Annotated in this window: 11 protein-coding genes; 8 read left to right on the forward strand and 3 right to left on the reverse strand. The window is 71.0% G+C overall.

The features are described from left to right. Positions 1 to 353: 353 nt before the first annotated feature. Both ACH4DZ_RS37295 and ACH4DZ_RS37300 read left to right on the forward strand, forming a co-directional pair. The gene (locus tag ACH4DZ_RS37295) at positions 354 to 3,443 is read left to right on the forward strand and encodes an AAA family ATPase (protein WP_398293311.1); all 3,090 of its coding nucleotides are present in this window, start codon (positions 354 to 356) and stop codon (positions 3,441 to 3,443) included. A gap of 62 nt (positions 3,444 to 3,505) precedes the next feature. Further along, entirely contained in the window at positions 3,506 to 3,727 is a 222-nt protein-coding gene (locus ACH4DZ_RS37300; RefSeq protein ID WP_398292936.1) for a DUF6191 domain-containing protein, read from the forward strand. A gap of 35 nt (positions 3,728 to 3,762) precedes the next feature. Here ACH4DZ_RS37300 and ACH4DZ_RS37305 read toward each other — a convergent pair whose 3' ends face one another. Both ACH4DZ_RS37305 and ACH4DZ_RS37310 read right to left on the reverse strand, forming a co-directional pair. Next, entirely contained in the window at positions 3,763 to 4,914 is a 1,152-nt protein-coding gene (locus tag ACH4DZ_RS37305) for a PQQ-dependent sugar dehydrogenase (protein ID WP_398292938.1), read from the reverse strand. A 218-nt stretch (positions 4,915 to 5,132) separates the two neighbouring features. Then, positions 5,133 to 6,146 carry an aldo/keto reductase gene (locus ACH4DZ_RS37310; protein WP_398292940.1) on the reverse strand — a complete coding sequence of 338 codons (1,014 nt, stop codon included), beginning with the start codon at positions 6,144 to 6,146 and terminating at the stop codon, positions 5,133 to 5,135. 76 nt (positions 6,147 to 6,222) lie between these two features. Between ACH4DZ_RS37310 and ACH4DZ_RS37315 the strand changes: the two genes are divergently transcribed. The 6 genes from ACH4DZ_RS37315 to serA all read left to right on the forward strand — a co-directional run bounded on the left by ACH4DZ_RS37315 (position 6,223) and on the right by serA (position 16,298). Further along, positions 6,223 to 7,164: a 2-hydroxyacid dehydrogenase gene (locus ACH4DZ_RS37315; protein ID WP_398292942.1), complete on the forward strand. Its 942-nt coding sequence runs from the start codon at positions 6,223 to 6,225 to the stop codon at positions 7,162 to 7,164. A gap of 459 nt (positions 7,165 to 7,623) precedes the next feature. Continuing rightward, the gene (locus ACH4DZ_RS37320) at positions 7,624 to 10,557 is read left to right on the forward strand and encodes a putative bifunctional diguanylate cyclase/phosphodiesterase (protein ID WP_398293313.1); all 2,934 of its coding nucleotides are present in this window, start codon (positions 7,624 to 7,626) and stop codon (positions 10,555 to 10,557) included. A gap of 239 nt (positions 10,558 to 10,796) precedes the next feature. Next, positions 10,797 to 12,653, forward strand: coding sequence for an acetolactate synthase large subunit (locus tag ACH4DZ_RS37325; protein WP_398292944.1), 1,857 nt, complete (start codon positions 10,797 to 10,799; stop codon positions 12,651 to 12,653). 26 nt (positions 12,654 to 12,679) lie between these two features. Then, the gene (gene ilvN, locus ACH4DZ_RS37330; RefSeq protein ID WP_398292946.1) at positions 12,680 to 13,207 is read left to right on the forward strand and encodes an acetolactate synthase small subunit; all 528 of its coding nucleotides are present in this window, start codon (positions 12,680 to 12,682) and stop codon (positions 13,205 to 13,207) included. Positions 13,208 to 13,374: 167 nt separating this feature from the next. Next, positions 13,375 to 14,373 (forward strand): ketol-acid reductoisomerase, encoded by a 999-nt coding sequence (gene ilvC / locus ACH4DZ_RS37335; protein WP_398292949.1) that lies wholly within the window; start codon positions 13,375 to 13,377, stop codon positions 14,371 to 14,373. Positions 14,374 to 14,708: 335 nt separating this feature from the next. Continuing rightward, the gene (serA, locus tag ACH4DZ_RS37340) at positions 14,709 to 16,298 is read left to right on the forward strand and encodes a phosphoglycerate dehydrogenase (protein ID WP_398292951.1); all 1,590 of its coding nucleotides are present in this window, start codon (positions 14,709 to 14,711) and stop codon (positions 16,296 to 16,298) included. A 157-nt stretch (positions 16,299 to 16,455) separates the two neighbouring features. Here serA and ACH4DZ_RS37345 read toward each other — a convergent pair whose 3' ends face one another. Next, entirely contained in the window at positions 16,456 to 18,048 is a 1,593-nt protein-coding gene (locus ACH4DZ_RS37345) for an MFS transporter (protein WP_398292952.1), read from the reverse strand. Between the last annotated feature and the right edge of the window lie 84 nt (positions 18,049 to 18,132).

Consider the following 18,132-nt stretch of genomic DNA (forward strand, 5'->3'; position numbering starts at 1 on the left):
GCGCGTCGCAGGGCGGCCGCACGGGGGTCGGCCGCCCTGCACGGACCGAGGACGGGCCGACCGCTCTCCCGGTCGCGCCCGCGTCCTCGCCGCCCACGATCCCGGTGACCGTCTCTCCGGCGACCGCCTCCACGGTGACCGCCTCCAGGGTGGCCGCCACCTCGTCCACCGCGGGCCCGTCCACCACCACGGACGGGCCTGCTTCGGCGGACGGCCACCGGACGAGCGGGTCGGCGGCTGCGGGCGGGTCCCGGGCGGGCGGGCCCGCAGCCGTGGGCGGGGCCACCGCGGGCGGGTCCGTGGTCGGGGGTGGGCGTCCGATAACCAGTGCCGCGGTGTCCGACCCCTGTGCGATGCTCGGCGCTGTGGAGACCAGGTCCGTCAGTCCTGTCTTCGTCGGCCGGGCCGACGAGCTGGGCGTACTGAACGACGCGCTCGCCCGTGCCGCCGCGGGCGAGCCGCAGGCGTTGCTCCTCGGCGGTGAGGCCGGCGTCGGAAAGACCCGGCTCATCGAGGAGTTCGCGGCGGGCGCCTGCCGCGAGGGCGCCGTCGTGGCCGTCGGCGGCTGCGTCGAGATCGGCGCCGACGGACTGCCCTTCGCCCCCTTCTCCACCGCCCTGCGGGCCCTGCGCCGCCACCTGCCCGACGCACTGGCCGCCGCGGCCACGGGCCAGGAGGAGGAACTGGCCCGGCTGCTGCCCGAGTTGGGGGAGACCACCCGCGGGCGCCATGGCGAGGACGGCATGGCCCGCCTCTTCGAACTCACCGTCCGCCTCCTGGAACGCGTCGCCGCCGACCGCCCCGTCGTCGTCCTCCTGGAGGACCTGCACTGGGCGGACGCCTCCACCCGCCACCTCCTCGCCTACCTCTTCCGCACCCTGCGCAGCGGCCACCTCCTCGTCGTCGCCACCTACCGCGCCGACGACATCCACCGCCGCCACCCACTGCGCCCCCTGCTCGCCGAACTCGACCGGCTGCGTACCCTCCGCCGGATCGAGCTGCGCCGCTTCACCCGCGCCGAAGTCGCCCGCCAGATCGCCGGAATCTTCGGCTCCGAGCCCGACCCGGTCCAGGTCGACGACATCTTCGCCCGCTCCGACGGCAACGCGTTCTTCGTCGAGGAACTGGCCGTCGCCGCCCACGACGGCTGCGCCGCCGGCCTCACCGACTCCCTGCGCGATCTGCTCCTCGTCCGCGTCGAGAGCCTGCCCGAGAGCTCCCAGCGGGTCGCCAGAATCGTCGCCGAGGGCGGCTCGACCGTGGAGTACCGGCTGCTCGCGGCCGTGGCCCGGCTGGCCGAGGACGACCTCATCGAGGCGCTGCGGGCCGCCGTCGGCGCCAACATCCTCCTCGCGACGCCCGACGGCGACGGCTACCGCTTCCGTCACTCGCTGGTGCGCGAGGCCGTCGGCGACGACCTGCTCCCCGGCGAGCGTTCCCGCCTCAACCGCCGCTACGCGGAAGTCCTGGAGGCCGACCCCTCACTCGTCCCGGCCGGCGAGCGCGCCGCCCGGCTGGCCAGCCACTGGTACCACGCGCACGACGCCGCCAAGGCCCTGCCCGCCGTCCTCGACGCCTCCGTAGCGGCCCGCCGCCGGCACGCCTACTCGGAGCAGGTACGGCTCCTGGAACGGGCGATGGAGCTGTGGGACACCGCCCCCGAGGCCGTACGCGCCGCACTGCGCACCGCCGACTACAGCGAGGCCTATCCGCCCCCACCGCCCGAGGTACGCGGCGGGACCCCCGGTGGCCGCGACCCGGCCACCACCCCGCTGCACTATCTCGACCTCATGGCCGAGGCCGCCGTGGCGGGCCGGTTCTGCGGGGAGCGCAAGCGCGCGCTCAAGACAACCAAGCGGGCCCTGCACCTCCTGGAGGACGACCAGGACCCGCTGCGCGCCGCCTGGTTCTGGATCCAGCGCTCCCGTCTCGTCGAGGGACAGGGCCTCGGCGACGGCTGGCAGGAACTCGGCACCGCGCAGGACCTCGTCCGGGGACTGCCGCCGTCCGAGGTGCACGCCGACGTCCTCGCCCACGTCGCCAACTGGCTGATGGTGCACCGGCCCGGCCCGGACGCACTCCAGGCCGCCGAACGCGCCGTGCAGTACGCCCGCATGGTCGGAGCCCGTGACATCGAGCTGAACGCCCGCCTCACGCTGGGCGGACTCCTGGTCGAGTCCGGCGACATCGGCGCCGGACTCGCCGAGGTGCACGAGGTCAAGGAACGGGCCACGGAACTCGGCGCCGCCTATGTGATGGGCCGCGCCCATGTGAACCTGCCGTCCCATCTGGAGGGCGTCGGCCGCTCCCAGGAAGCCGTCGGCATCCTGGAGGAAGGCGTCCGGCTCACCCGGAGATACGGACTGCTGGACACCGAGGCCTGGGTCTGGGGCAACCTCGGCGAGTCCCTGTTCTCGCTGGGACGCTGGCCCGAGGCCGCCGAAGCCGGATACAACTCGGAGCGGGTCGGCCAGAGCGCCAAACCCCGGGGCTTCCGCACCATGCTCCACGCCCGCCTCGAACTGGCCAGGGGCGGCCTGCCCACCGCACGCGCGCAACTGGCCGAGGCCCGCGGCCACTTCGGCACCCACGACGCCGTGCCCCAGAACGCGCTGCCCCTGACCACCCTCGCGATCGGCATCGCCGCGGGCGAGGGCCGCCTCCTCGACGCCCGCACGGAGCTGGACGGGGCACTGCGCCTCGGCTTCCCGCCCGGCACCCAGCGCTACGGCTGGCCCCTGCTGCTCGCCGCGGCGACCGCGGAGGCCGACGCCCGCGGACTGCCCGCCGCCGAACCGGGCCGCGCCGAACTCGTCGAACGCCTGCGCACGACCGCCAAGTCCCTCACCACGAACGTGCCCGTATGGCGGGCGTACGAGCTCTGGGTACGCGTCGAACTGCTGCGTGCCGAAAGCCGGGACACCCCGGACGACTGGTCCGAGGCGGTCGCGGCCTTCGAACCGCTGGAGCGTCCGTACGACCTGGCCCGCGTCCGCTACCGGCTCGCGGAGGCCCTGCTGGGCTCCGGCGGTACGGAGGAGGAGCGGGGCCGCGCCACCGAGCTGCTGCGGCTGGCCCGGGCCGTCGCCGACCACCTCGGCGCACGGCCGCTCACCGACGCCGTCGCCCTGCTCGCACAGCGCGCCCGCCTCACACTCGCCCGGTCGCCCGGCCGGACCCCCCTCGCTCCCGCCGACCCGGCCGAGGCGCTCGGCCTCACCAGCCGCGAACGTGACGTCCTGCGACTGGTGGCCGTCGGCCGCACCAACCGCCAGATCGCCGGGGAGCTCTTCATCTCCCCGAAGACGGCCAGCGTCCACGTCTCGAACATCCTGGCCAAGCTCGGCGTCTCCGGCCGGGGCGAGGCGGCGGCCGTCGCGCACCGGATGCGGCTGTTCCCGCCGGAGACGGCCGCCGCCGGCCCGACGGGACGAGCCGGATGAGTTCCACGAGCTGAGGTTTACGCTGTAGGGGACGCCGGGCCGAGGGAGCCGCTGTGTTCAACATGATCGAAAACCTCTTCGCACCGGGCCGCAAGCACACCGAGGACGAGAACAAGCGGCTGGAACTGACCCGCGTGGATCTGAACGACGGCGACCCGGGGCGGGGCCCCATAGACCTGACCTCGGGCAAGGTGGTCGTCCGCCCACGGACACAGCCCACGGGGGAGCGGGACGGCCGGGATGCCCCGCAGGACGACCCGGATCACCCGGAAGCTCCCGCTTAGGCACCTCGCCTCGCCTCGCCCTACCCCACCCCGCCTCACTTCACCTGCAGCTCCAGGATCCGGTCGTCCCCGCCGCCCGGGGTTCCCCGTCCGTCCGTCTCGCTCGTGACCAGCCACAGCTTGTCGCCGCCCGCCGACACCACCGTGCGCAGACGGCCGTAGTCGCCCTCCAGGAACGCCTGGGGCTTTGCCGACTCCTCCGTGCCCTTGAGCGGGATGCGCCACAGCCGCTTGCCGCGCAGGCCCGCCATCCAGACGGAGCCCTCCGCGTAGGCGATACCGCTGGGAGAGGCCTCGTCGGTGTTCCACTGGTCGATCGGGCTCTCGTACTCGGAGTCGTCGGACTTGCCCTCCACGTCCGGCCAGCCGTAGTTGCCGCCCGGCTTGATGTGGTTCAGCTCGTCCCAGGTGTCCTGGCCGAACTCCGAGGCGAACAGCCGCTGCTTCGAGTCCCAGGCCAGGCCCTGCACATTGCGGTGGCCGTACGAGTAGACGGGTGAGTCGAAGGGGTTGCCCGGTGCCGGTTCGCCCTCCGGGGTCAGGCGGAGGATCTTGCCGCCCGTCGACTTCTTGTCCTGGGCCAGCTCGGTGACATAGGTCTCGCCCGTGCCCACGTACAGCATCTTGTCCGGGCCGAAGGCGATCCTGCCGCCGTTGTGGTTCGTGCCCTTGGGGATGCCCCGGAACACCGTGTCGGGGGCGCCCAGCCGCTCACCGGCCGGCCTCTTCGCGTCGTACTGCATGCGCACGACGCGGTTGTCCGAGTCCGAGGTGAAGTACGCGTAGACCATGTGGTCCGACGCGTACGTCGGAGACAGGGCCAGGCCCATCAGGCCGCCCTCACCGCCGGGGGCGACGCCGGGCACCGAGCCCACCTCGGTCTTCCTGCCGGTCTTCTCGTCGACCAGGGTGATCGTCCCCTCGTCGCGCGAGGACACCAGAAGGCCGCCCTCGGGCAGGGGCGCCAGGCCCCAGGGTGTCTTGAGGCCCTCGGTGACGGTCCGCACGACCTTCACGGAGCCCTTGGCGGGCGGTGCATCCTCGGCCGCCCGCTCGGAGGCCGGGGGCGATGTGCCGGGCTTCGGTGAGACCCAGGGCGTGCTCCCGCCGCCGTCCGGACTCCCCCCGTCGTCCGAGGAGCATCCGGCCGTCAGCAGGAGCGTGGCTGCGGCCAACACGGCCGTCACAGCTCGACGTTGCACGATGGAGGATCCCTTCGAAGCGGCAGGTTCTACTTTTCATACACTGCCCGGGCCTCCCGGGTTCCCGATCACGGACACCGAATCGCCGGACCCCCGCCCGAACCGGGCGATTCGGGGCCGTGACCCGGCTCTCCCCCCTCGGATCCCGCTCGCCCCTCGGATCCCGCTCCTCCCCGAATCCGGTGCAGCCCCAGGAATCCCGCTCAGTCCCAGGACCCCAGCGCCGCGGGCAGTTCCGCCACCTCGGCGAGATCCTCCGCCGTCAGCCGCAGCCCGGCCGCCGCGGCGTTCTCCGCGGCCCAGCACTCCCGCTTGGTCCCGGGCACGGGAACCACCTGCCGCCCGCGCGACAGCACCCACGCCAGAGCCACCTGCGCGGGGGTGACGGGCGCGCCCCCGGCCGCGGCCGAGTGGCGGGCGGCGATGCGGCGCAGACCGACCACGATCGGCTGGTTCGCGGCCATCATCTCGGCGGTGAACCGGGGATGCCTGGCCCGCAGGTCGTCGGGTTCGAAGCCCTCGCCGGGAGTGAGGGTCCCGGTCAGGAAGCCGTTGCCGAGCGGCATCGCGGCGAGGAAGCCGACCCCGCGCGCCTCGCACCACGGCAACAGGGCCTCCAGCGCCTCCGGCGACCACACAGACAGCTCGGCCTCCACCGCGCTCACCGGGAAGACCTGCTGCACCCGCTCCAGCTTCCGTATCGTCCCGTCGTGCAGCCGAGCCCCCGGTCTGCGGCCGGCGCGGGCGCCCACCGCGCACAGCCCGAGAGCCCGCACCTTCCCGGCGGAGACCAGCTCCGCCATCGCGCCCCAGGTCTCCTCGACCGGTACCTCGGGGTCCTCGCGGTGCAGTTGGTAAAGGTCTATGACATCCGTCTGCAACCGGCGCAGCGAGGCGTCGCACGCCCGCTTCACATAGCCGGGACGGCCGTTGGCCACGATGTGCTGCTCACCCACCAGCAGGCCGACCTTGGTCGACACGAAGGCCTCCGAACGCCGCTCCTTCAGCGCGCGTCCCACCAGCAGCTCATTGGTGAACGGCCCGTACATGTCGGCGGTGTCCAGGAGCGTGGCGCCCCGGTCGAGGGCCGCGTGCACGGTGCGCAGCGATTCCTGACCCCGCTGCCGCGAACCCGAGTACGCCCAGTTCATCGGCATGCACCCGAGACCGACAGCCCCCACTTCGAGCGCCGCCGCCCCGATCGTCCTGCGCTCCACCTGGACGTGCCCTCCCTCTCCTGGCAACCCCAAACTAACCTCTGCGTCCACGGCTGCTTCGCATAGCCTCCTGACCATGACGTACGAAGTGTGGCTCCCGTTTTCCCCGGACGAACTCGACGGACTTCCCGAAGGCCTCGACTATCGCTACTGGAACGGTGAGGAGGACTTCCCCGCCGACCCCGCCGACTGCGCCTTCTACGTCGTGCCCTACATGAAGGGCGGCGACATCTCCGTGCGGCCCCTGGCCGACATGACCTCCGTGCAGGTCGTGCAGACCCTGTCGGCCGGTATCGACCACGTGCAACCGGGCCTTGAACTGCTGCCCGAAGGCGTGCAGTTGTGCAACGCGCGCGGTGTGCACGACGCGAGCACCGCCGAACTCGCCCTCACCCTGATCCTCGCCTCGCTGCGCGGCGTCCCCGATTTCGTCCGCGGGCAGGACGGCGAGGAATGGCGGTCGGGGTTCCGTCCCGCGCTCGCGGACAAGAGCGTTCTGATCGTCGGCTACGGAGCGGTGGGCTCGGCCGTCGAGGACCGGCTCGCGCCGTTCGAGCTCGCGCGGGTGGCGCGCGTCGCGCGCTCCGCACGTGAGACCGCGCGCGGCCCCGTGCATCCGATTTCCGCCCTGCGGGAGCTCCTCCCGGAAGCTGATGTGGTGGTGCTCGTCACGCCGCTCACCGAGCAGACGAAAGGCCTGGCCGGAGCCGATTTCCTGGCCCGGATGAAGGACGGGGCGCTCCTCGTGAACGTGGCCCGTGGCGGGGTTGTCGACACCGGGGCGCTCCTCGCCGAGCTGGAGAGCGGCCGGCTCCGGGCGGCCCTGGACGTCACCGACCCCGAGCCGCTGCCGACGGGCCACCCCCTGTGGCACGCCCCGAACGTGCTCATCAGTCCCCATGTGGGCGGCCCCACCTCCGCGTTCTTCCCACGGGCGCGGCGGCTCCTCCTGGACCAGTTGAACCGTTTCGTGAACCGGGAGCCACTGCGGAACGTGGTCCTTACGACGGGCTCGTAGTCCTCCCCACTCCCGTCCGGACGCGTACGGCGGGCACTCATGGGTACCCTCCGCATTCCATCGAACGCGTGCCGTGTCCATTTCCCGTCGGCCGTCACGGAGCGTAGAGGAACTATGTCCCTGAGTGACGAGACTGGTGTATCGTCCCGACAGGGGCTGCGCCGCGCACCATCCGGCGCCGGGGACTGAGAGACAGCAACAGCGAGGGGGGCGACGGGCGATGCACGGCCTATGGACCAACGATCCGACGCGACGGGGTCGCCGACGGCGACCCTGGTGTCCACCCACGCGCAGATGCGGCCACAGCGGTCACCACCGCCGGCCGAGCGGTCGCCGGCGTCACACGCATCCGGCGAACCGGGACCAGAGGGACTCGGGGGCGGCTCGGCCCGGAGAGACGCAGTGAGCTCCCCGGGGGCGGTGCTGGCCCGCGGTCAGTTCGCCGGGGGCGGGTCGGGCATGGTCCCGCAACTCGTGCTGGCCCTGATGTGCGCGGGATACGCCGTCGGTTCCGCGCTCGGCTGGGGCTCACCACGACTCGCCCTGATCATGGGCGACTTCGGGCTGAGCGCGGCGGCGGCCACCGCGGCCGTCTCCTGCTTCCTCTGCGCCCGCACCCGGCGCAGCCGCTTTCGACCGGCATGGCTGCTCTTCTCGCTGTCCTCCACGATGGCGGCGGTGGGCAACTTCGTCTGGGGCTGGTACGAGGTAGTCCTGCAGAGCCAGGTGCCCAGCCCGAGCTACGCCGACCTGTTCTTCCTGTGCTTCGCCCCACCGGCCATCGTGGGACTGCTCGTCCTCGCCAAACGGCCGGTGAGCAAGGCCGGCTGGGTCTGCCTGGGGCTCGACGCCTGGCTGATCGGCGGCTCGCTGCTCACGCTCTCCTGGAGTCTCGCGCTCGCCCAGGCGGCCAAGGCGGAGGAGCCGAGCGTCCCCCACACCGCGCTGTCGCTCGCGTATCCGCTGCTCGACATCGCTCTCGTGAGCATGGTGCTCGCACTGCACTTCAGGCGGTCGGCGGTGAACCGCTCCGCGGTGAACACCGCGATCGGGGCGCTCGCCCTGACGGTGATGTGCGACGCCCTGTTCACCTCGCCACTGCTCCACAACGACTACCGCTCCGGGCAGTTGCTCGACGCCGGCTGGTTCGCCGGCTCACTGCTGCTCGCCTACGCCCCCTGGGTGGGGCAGGGGCACGGACACACGGAACAAGAAGGACACACGCGCGTGGTGTACGGCTACGTGCCCGGGCCCCGGCAGGGACAACCGGCACACGTGCCCCTCCAGGAGGGAGGTCACGGTCGGTATCCCCTCGGTCGGCCCATCAGCAGTTCGCTGGCGGCGCTCACTCCCTACCTGGCCGCCGCCGTCTGCACGCTGGGGATTCTCTACAACGTGCTCAACGGCCGCAGCGTCGACCGCGTGGTGCTCGTCACCGGGGGCACGGTCGTCCTCGCCCTCGTCGTGCGCCAGGGCATCATGCTCGTCGACAACATCACCCTCACACACGAACTGGCCCAGAAGGAGAACCACTTCCGCTCCCTGGTGCAGGGCTCCAGCGACGTCATCATGATCGCCGCACCGAACGGCATCCTCCGGTACGTCAGCCCGGCCGCGGCCGGGGTCTACGGACGGCCCGCCGAGGAACTGGTCGGTTCCGAGCTCGCCGCGCTGATCCACCCGGAGGACCTGGGCTGCGTGGTGCACGAGGTGCGCCGCTTCCTCGCCGCCAACCCCGCGGAGGAACCCACCACGCGCATCGAGTGCCGCTTCCGGTCCGGCGCCGGGGGCACCTCCCGCTCGGGCGAAGCCGGGAGGGGAGGCTGGCTCAACGTCGAGTCGACCGTCAACCGCCACCACGGCGGCCTCATCTTCAACAGCCGTGACGTGACCGAACGGGTCCGCCTGCAGGCCCAGTTGCAGCACAACGCCGAACACGACCCGCTCACCGACCTGCCCAACCGCGCCCTGTTCACCAAGCGCGTCGGACAGGCGCTCTCCGGCCGCCGCTCCTCCGACCACGGCACCGCCGTGCTCTTCATCGACCTCGACGGCTTCAAGGCGGTCAACGACACCATCGGCCACCAGGCCGGTGACGAGCTCCTCGTACAGGCCGCCCGCAGGCTCCAGGACGCCGTCCGGAAGGGGGACACCGCCTCCCGGCTCGGCGGCGACGAGTTCGCGGCCCTGATCGTCGGCGACGGCTCCCGTGACCGCACCGCGCGCGAGCGCCACATCTTCGAACTCGCCGACCGGCTGCGTACGACCCTGTCGCAGCCGTACCTCATCGACGGCAACGATGTCCGGGTCGCCGCCTCCATCGGGGTGTCCTTCTCCGAGCCGGGCCTGGGCGCCGGCGAACTGCTGCGCAACGCCGACCTGGCGATGTACCGCGCGAAGGCGGCCGGCAAGGGCCGCGTCGAGCTGTACGTGCCACAGATGCAGCAGGACGTCGTCCGCAAGGCGGAGCTGGCCACCAGACTGCGCGCCGCCCTGCACGACGGCGAGTTCGCACTGCTGCACCAGCCCGTGGTCTGCCTGGACACCGGCCGGATCACCGCGGTGGCCGCGCAGGCGCGCTGGCGCTCGGCCCAGGGGGTGCTGTTCACGCCCGCCGAGTTCCTGCGCGTAGCCGAGGACAGCGACCGCACCGCCGAGCTAGGTCGCTGGATGCTGGAGGAGGCGGTCGAACAGGCCGCCGAGCGCGCCGCCACCGGGCTCGCCGTACCCGTCGCCGTCCGTATGACCGCCCGCAGACTCCTCGACCGCTCCATGCCCCTGAGTTCCGTGGAGGCGCTGCTCACCCGGCACGGGCTGCCCTCCGGCGCACTGATCGTGGAACTGGCCGAGACGGACCCCAAGGTCTCCCTGGACGAGCTGGAGCGCCGCCTGAAGGCGCTCAGGCGGCTCGGCGTCCGGATCGCCCTGGAGGGCTTCGGCAGCGGCTACGCGACGATCACCGCGCTGCGCCGACTGCCCGTCGACGTACTGAAACTGGACCGCGGTCTGGTCGAGGGCGTCGTCGAGTCCGCCCGGCTCCACAAGATCACCAGCGGTTTACTGCGGATCGCCAACGACCTGGGGCTGCAGTCCGTGGCCGACGGCGTGGATCTGCCCGAGCAGGTCATCGCCCTGCGCTCGATGGGCTGCACCCATGGACAGGGCGTGGCCTTCTCCGGACCGCTGGACGAGTACCGCATGCGCCGCGCCCTCGCCGGCGGCGTCTACGCCGTGCCCCACGGCCCCGTCGAGCCCGTCTTCGCAGGAGGTGGTGGCAGCGGCGTCTTCGCAGGTGGGGGCACAAGCGCGTACGCGGCGGGCGCCGCCTCGGGAGGGTATGGAACCGGTATCGCACTCCGCTCACATAATGAGACTCCCGTCCCACCCACTTGACACGCACAGCGTGCCGGGGGGAGGGTCTGTGCCATGCGCACCCGAATTCTCGTACTTGGAAAGCGCGTCGGCTGAGCTGGGAAGCACCGGATCGATGACCCGGAAGTCCCCGCTACCGCACCCGACGCGCTCCCCTCGCTTGCCTCCCGGCACGAGGGGTTTTTTGTTGCACCAGTGACTGTCGATCAGTAACCGCACACCGCTCAAAACTCGCAAAAACCCTCAGCATCGAGAAGAGAATGCCGATGACCGAGCAGGCCACCGGGGCCCACCACCCGCAGCCGCGGCCCCGTTCCGGAGGACAGCAGTCCGCCCCCGAGCAGGTGACAGGAGCGCAGTCCCTCGTCCGTGCTCTTGAGGAGGTCGGGGCCGACACGGTATTCGGCATTCCCGGCGGCACCATCCTCCCGGCGTACGACCCGCTGATGGACTCCAAGCGGGTGCGGCACGTGCTGGTCCGCCACGAACAGGGCGCGGGCCACGCGGCCACCGGATACGCGCAGGCCACCGGCAAGGTCGGGGTGTGCATGGCGACGTCCGGGCCGGGCGCCACCAACCTGGTCACCCCGATCGCGGACGCCCACATGGACTCCGTGCCGCTGGTCGCGATCACCGGGCAGGTCGTGTCCAAGGCGATCGGTACGGACGCCTTCCAGGAGGCGGACATCGTCGGCATCACCATGCCGATCACCAAGCACAGTTTCCTGGTCACCAGGGCGGAGGACATCCCCCAGGCGATCGCGCAGGCGTTCCACATCGCCTCCAGCGGCCGCCCGGGACCGGTCCTGGTCGACATCCCCAAGGACATCCTCCAGGCCAGGACCACCTTCTCCTGGCCGCCCGTCATGGACCTGCCCGGCTACCGCCCGGTGACCAAGCCGCACGCCAAGCAGATCCGCGAGGCGGCCCGGCTGATCACCCAGGCGAAGCGGCCCGTCCTCTATGTCGGCGGCGGCGTCATCAAGGCCGGCGCCACCGCCGAGCTGAAGGTCCTCGCGGAACTCACCGGAGCGCCCGTCACCACCACCCTGATGGCGCTCGGCGCATTCCCCGACAGCCACCCGCTGCACGTGGGAATGCCGGGCATGCACGGTTCGGTCACCGCCGTCACCGCGCTGCAGAAGGCCGACCTGATCGTCGCCCTCGGAGCCCGCTTCGACGACCGCGTCACCGGCAAGCTGGACAGCTTCGCCCCGCACGCGAAGATCGTCCACGCCGATATCGACCCGGCCGAGATCGGCAAGAACCGCGCCGCCGACGTGCCGATCGTCGGAGACGCCCGCGAGGTCATCGCGGATCTGATCCAGGCCGTGCAGAAGGAGCACAGCGACGGTCACCCCGGCGACTACACCGCCTGGTGGAAGGACCTCGGCCGCTGGCGCGAGACGTACCCGCTCGGGTACGAGCAGCCCGACAACGGCTCGCTCTCCCCGCAGCAGGTCATCGAGCGCGTCGGACAACTCGCCCCGCAGGGAACGATCTTCGCCGCGGGTGTGGGCCAGCACCAGATGTGGGCCGCGCACTACATCCAGTACGAGCAGCCCGCGACCTGGCTGAACTCCGGCGGCGCCGGGACGATGGGCTACGCGGTCCCGGCCGCGATGGGCGCCAAGGCCGGCGCACCGGACCGTACGGTCTGGGCGATCGACGGTGACGGCTGCTTCCAGATGACCAATCAGGAACTCACCACCTGCGCCCTGAACAACATCCCGATCAAGGTCGCCATCATCAACAACGGCGCCCTCGGGATGGTCCGCCAGTGGCAGACCCTCTTCTACAACCAGCGGTACTCCAACACCGTGCTGCACTCCGGTCCGGGCGCCGACGGCAAGCAGCCGAGCGCCGGCACCCGCGTCCCCGACTTCGTGAAGCTGTCGGAGGCCATGGGCTGCTACGCGATCCGCTGCGAATCGGCGGACGACCTGGACAAGGTCATCGAAGAGGCGAACTCGGTCAACGACCGTCCCGTCGTGATCGACTTCATCGTCCACGAGGACGCCATGGTGTGGCCGATGGTCGCCGCCGGCACCTCGAACGACGAGATCCTGGCCGCCCGGGACGTCCGCCCCGACTTCGGCGACAACGAAGACGACTGAGAGCCGTAGGTAAAGGAAGCAGACCCATGTCCAAGCACACGCTCTCCGTCCTGGTGGAGAACAAGCCCGGTGTCCTCGCCCGGATCACCGCCCTGTTCTCCCGGCGCGGCTTCAACATCGACTCGCTGGCGGTCGGTGTCACCGAGCACGCCGACATCTCGCGCATCACCATCGTGGTGAACGTGATCGAGACACTCCCGCTCGAACAGGTCACCAAGCAGCTCAACAAACTCGTCAACGTGCTGAAGATCGTCGAGCTGGAACCCGGCGCGGCCGTTCAGCGCGAACTCGTTCTGGTGAAGGTGCGCGCCGACAACGAGACGCGTTCCCAGATCGTCGAGATCGTCCAGCTGTTCCGTGCCAAGACCGTCGACGTCTCCCCGGAGGCCGTCACCATCGAGGCCACCGGCGGCGCCGACAAGCTGGAGGCCATGCTCAAGATGCTGGAGCCGTTCGGCATCAAGGAGCTGGTCCAGTCCGGCACGATCGCCATCGGCCGCGGCTCCCGCTCGATCACCGACCGGTCGCTGCGGGCCCTGGAGCGGTCCGCGTAGGCCCCTGGCCCCGCCACCCGCGCGGAGCCTCGTAAGAGATTCGAGTACGACCGGAAACGGGCGGCCGGCCGCCGTCGGCCGCCCGCATTCCGAGACCCCGGAACTTCCCCTCATCCCTCCGGCATACGGTGGGACGCAACACCTGCACACCAAGGAGAGAACCCAAAGTGGCCGAGCTGTTCTACGACGCTGACGCCGACCTGTCCATCATCCAGGGCCGCAAGGTCGCGGTCATCGGTTACGGCAGTCAGGGCCACGCCCATGCGCTGTCGCTCCGTGACTCGGGCGTCGACGTCCGGGTCGGTCTGCACGAGGGCTCCAAGTCCAAGGCGAAGGCCGAGGAGCAGGGCCTGCGCGTGGTGACCCCCTCGGAGGCCGCCGCCGAGGCCGACGTCATCATGATCCTCGTCCCGGACCCGATCCAGGCCCAGGTCTACGAGGAGTCCATCAAGGACAACCTGAACGACGGCGACGCGCTGTTCTTCGGCCACGGCCTGAACATCCGCTTCGGCTTCATCAAGCCCCCGGCCGGCGTCGACGTCTGCATGGTCGCCCCCAAGGGCCCCGGCCACCTGGTCCGCCGCCAGTACGAGGAGGGCCGCGGCGTTCCGTGTATCGCGGCCGTCGAGCAGGACGCGACCGGCAGCGGCTTCCCGCTGGCCCTCTCGTACGCGAAGGGCATCGGCGGCACCCGCGCCGGCGTCATCAAGACGACCTTCACCGAGGAGACCGAGACCGACCTGTTCGGTGAGCAGGCCGTCCTCTGCGGTGGTACGGCCGCGCTGGTCAAGGCGGGCTTCGAGACGCTGACCGAGGCCGGTTACCAGCCGGAGATCGCGTACTTCGAGTGCCTGCACGAGCTGAAGCTCATCGTCGACCTCATGTACGAGGGCGGCCTGGAGAAGATGCGCTGGTCGATCTCCGAGACCGCCGAGTGGGGCGACTACGTCACCGGCCCGCGGATCATCACGGACGCCACCAAGGCCGAGATGAAGAAGGTCCTCGCCGAGATCCAGGACGGCACCTTCGCCCAGGCGTGGATGGACGAGTACCACGGCGGTCTGAAGAAGTACAACGAGTACAAGACGGCTGACGCCGAGTCCCTGCTGGAGACCACCGGCAAGGAGCTGCGCCAGCTGATGTCGTGGGTCAACGACGACGAGTGACTCCGTCGGTTCGGCCGTGGTACCGGGTGCGCCCCGGTGCCGCGGCCGTACCTGTCTGCCTGCGGTGCCTGAGGCGCTGTCACGGGGCTCCGCCCCGGACCCCGCTCCTCAAACGCCGGAGGGGCTGAAAATGCGCGCGCCGGATCGTGCGTGCTGATGTGCACGTGCACGTGCGGGTGATCCTTCTGCGGAGGCGCGTGAACACGGCGCGTCGCCACTAGACTGCAGCACTACATACGCGTCGGGCCCACAGCGTCGTGCGTCTTCCACGCGGCAATCCTTCACCGCCTGCGGCCGTCGGGACGGCCGTCCGCAATGGACTTGTGAGGACTCACGTGAGCTCGAAACCTGTCGTACTCATCGCTGAAGAACTGTCGCCCGCGACGGTGGACGCACTGGGCCCGGACTTCGAGATCCGGCACTGCAACGGCGGCGACCGCGCCGAGTTGCTGCCCGCCATCGCCGACGTCGACGCGATCCTGATCCGCTCCGCGACGAAGGTCGATGCCGAGGCCGTCGCCGCCGCGAAGAAGCTGAAGGTCGTCGCACGAGCCGGCGTCGGCCTGGACAACGTCGACGTCTCCGCCGCCACCAAGGCCGGCGTGATGGTCGTCAACGCCCCCACCTCGAACATCGTGACCGCCGCCGAGCTGGCCTGCGGTCTGCTGCTCGCCACCGCGCGCCACATTCCGCAGGCCAACACGGCCCTGAAGAACGGCGAGTGGAAGCGCAGCAAGTACACGGGTGTCGAGCTCGCGGAGAAGACCCTCGGTGTCGTGGGTCTGGGCCGTATCGGCGCGCTCGTCGCCCAGCGCATGTCGGCCTTCGGCATGAAGGTCGTCGCCTACGACCCCTACGTACAGCCCGCGCGGGCCGCGCAGATGGGCGTCAAGGTCCTCTCGCTGGACGAGCTGCTCGAAGTCTCCGACTTCATCACCGTCCACCTGCCGAAGACGCCCGAGACCCTCGGTCTCATCGGCGACGAGGCGCTGCACAAGGTCAAGCCGTCGGTGCGGATCGTCAACGCCGCGCGTGGCGGGATCGTCGACGAGGTCGCGCTGTACTCGGCGCTCAAGGAGGGCCGGGTCGCCGGCGCCGGCCTCGACGTGTACGCGAAGGAGCCCTGCACGGACTCCCCGCTCTTCGAGCTCGACCAGGTCGTCTGCACCCCGCACCTCGGCGCCTCCACGGACGAGGCGCAGGAGAAGGCCGGTATCGCCGTCGCCCGCTCGGTGCGTCTCGCGCTCGCCGGTGAGCTGGTCCCGGACGCGGTGAACGTCCAGGGCGGAGTCATCGCCGAGGACGTCAAGCCGGGCCTGCCGCTCGCCGAGAAGCTCGGCCGCATCTTCACCGCGCTCGCGGGCGAGGTCGCGGTCCGCCTCGACGTGGAGGTGTACGGCGAGATCACCCAGCACGACGTCAAGGTGCTCGAACTCTCCGCGCTCAAGGGCGTCTTCGAGGACGTCGTCGACGAGACCGTGAGCTACGTCAACGCCCCGCTGTTCGCGCAGGAGCGCGGTGTCGAGGTACGGCTGACCACCAGCTCGGAGTCCGCGGACCACCGGAACGTGGTCACCGTGCGCGGCACGCTCAGCGACGGCCAGGAGGTCTCGGTCTCCGGTACGCTCGCCGGCCCCAAGCACCACCAGAAGATCGTGGCCGTCGGTGAGTACGACGTGGATCTGGCGCTCGCCGATCACATGGTCGTCCTCAACTACACCGACCGTCCCGGTGTGGTCGGTACCCTCGGCCGGATCCTCGGTGAGGCCGGTATCAACATCGCCGGCATGCAGGTCGCCCGTGCGGATGTGGGGGGCGAGGCGCTTGCCGTTCTCACGGTGGACGACACGGTGCCGCAGCCGGTCCTGACGGAGCTGGCGGAGGAGATCGGGGCGACGCAGGCCCGGTCGGTCAACTTGGTCTGACCGACCGACCGTTCAGAGGGCTGCCGCCCCCCCCAGCCCCCGCCCTCGCATTTCGTCTGCGGCCCCGGTGGGGGCTGGTCGCGCAGTTCCCCGCGCCCCTAGGTAGTAGGGGCGCGGGGAACTGCGCAATCGGGGGTGCGGGGGCGGAGCCTCCGGGTCAGTGACGGGAATGGGTAGGGGCGGCGGGGGCGAGATCCGTACCGGCGCATTCCGGGGCGCGGACCCGTACTCGTCGCAGCGTCACCGACGCCAGCACAGCCGCCCCCACAAGAAGCAGCGTCCCCGCGACAGCCGCCGCCTGCATCCCACTGGTGAACGCCTCACGCGCCACGCCCACCAGCGATTCGCCCGCCCCCGAGGGCAACCGCTGAGCCTCGGCAAGCGCCGCCCCCAGCGTCTCGCGCGCCCCCGCCGACGCCGAGGCCGGCATCTCGTGCCGGTACACTGCCGTCCCGATCGACCCGAGCAGCGCCATCCCCAGCGCGCCCCCGAACTCCGCGCCGGTCTCCAGCACCGAGGACGCGGTCCCCGCCTGCTGAGCCGGCACGGTGCCCAGCGCCAGGTCCATCATCTGAGACATCACGGTGACGATCCCGGAGGCGATGACGCCCGCCGCCGCGAGCACCAGCCACATCGAGTCCGTACCGGCGACCGTGAGCATCCCGAATCCGCAGGCGGCGAACACGAAGCCGCCGGCGACGACGTACGCCCGGTCCACTCCCCGCTGGACGAGCCGCGCGGCGACCGGGGCGGCGACACCGACCAGCACCGTGGGCAGCAGGGCCCACAGCGCGGCCTCCATGGAGCTCTTGCCGAGCACCGACTGGAGGTACTGCGTGGTGAAGTACGCCGAGCCGAGCATGGCGAACGACGACAGCAGGTTCAGTACGACGGCGGGCGTGAAGCCCCGGCCGCGGAAGAGCGCGGGCGGCAGCATCGGTGACTCGGCGGTCCGCTGGCGGTGGACGAACAGCGCGGCGAAGAGCAGGCCGACGGTCACCGAGACGACGTAACGGACGTTCCAGCCCTCCGACGGGATCTCCTTGATGCCGTAGATCACCGGCAGGACGGCGGCCATCGACAGCGGCACGCTCAGCAGGTCGAAGCGGCCCGGCGAAGGGTTCCTGGACTCCGGGAGCAGGAACGGGCCGAGGACCAGAAGCAGCACCATCGCGGGCAGGTTCACCAGGAACACCGAACCCCACCAGAAGTGCTCGACGAGGACGCCGCTCATCACCGAGCCGAGCGCGACACCGCCCGTCATCACCGCGGACCACATGCCGATCGCCTTGGAGCGCTGGCCGGGGTCCGTGAAGAGCGTGCGGATCATCGCCAGGGTGGACGGCATCAGGGTCGCACCGCCGATGCCGAGCACCGCGCGGGCCGCGATCAGCGTCTCGGGGCTGTTCGCGTACGCCGCGACCAGTGAGGCGGCGCCGAAGGCGGCGGCGCCGACCAGGAGAAGCCTGCGGCGGCCGATGCGGTCACCGATCGACCCCATCGTCATCAGCAGTCCGGCGAGCACGAAGGCGTACACGTCGAAGATCCACAGTTGCTGGGTGCCGCTCGGCTCCAGGTCCGCGCTGATCTGGGGGATCGCGAAGTAGAGGACCGAGACGTCCATGGACACCAGGAGCAGCGGCAGCATCAGGACGGCGAGCGCGGTCCATTCGCGGCGACCGGCCAGGGGTCCTGCGGAGGGTTCTGCAGGGGGTGCGGCGTCGGGGATCGGGTGCGGCGGGTTCGTCATGCGCTGGACTGTACGGGCGTCCTAAACGTGTGTCTAGTACGTCTGTGTAATACGTACGTCTGGGACGGTTGTCTGTCGCGAGGG

Source organism: Streptomyces sp. NPDC017991 (assembly GCF_044328075.1).
Lineage (GTDB): Bacteria > Actinomycetota > Actinomycetes > Streptomycetales > Streptomycetaceae > Streptomyces.

Coding starts and splice junctions, on each gene's coding strand:
- ACH4DZ_RS37345 (WP_398292952.1), bottom strand. CDS start 18,048: ATGACGAACCCGCCGCACCCGATCCCCGACGCCGCACCCCCTGCAGAA.
- ilvN (WP_398292946.1), top strand. CDS start 12,680: ATGTCCAAGCACACGCTCTCCGTCCTGGTGGAGAACAAGCCCGGTGTC.
- ACH4DZ_RS37300 (WP_398292936.1), top strand. CDS start 3,506: ATGATCGAAAACCTCTTCGCACCGGGCCGCAAGCACACCGAGGACGAG.
- ACH4DZ_RS37295 (WP_398293311.1), top strand. CDS start 354: ATGCTCGGCGCTGTGGAGACCAGGTCCGTCAGTCCTGTCTTCGTCGGC.
- ACH4DZ_RS37325 (WP_398292944.1), top strand. CDS start 10,797: ATGCCGATGACCGAGCAGGCCACCGGGGCCCACCACCCGCAGCCGCGG.
- ACH4DZ_RS37315 (WP_398292942.1), top strand. CDS start 6,223: ATGACGTACGAAGTGTGGCTCCCGTTTTCCCCGGACGAACTCGACGGA.
- ACH4DZ_RS37320 (WP_398293313.1), top strand. CDS start 7,624: ATGGTCCCGCAACTCGTGCTGGCCCTGATGTGCGCGGGATACGCCGTC.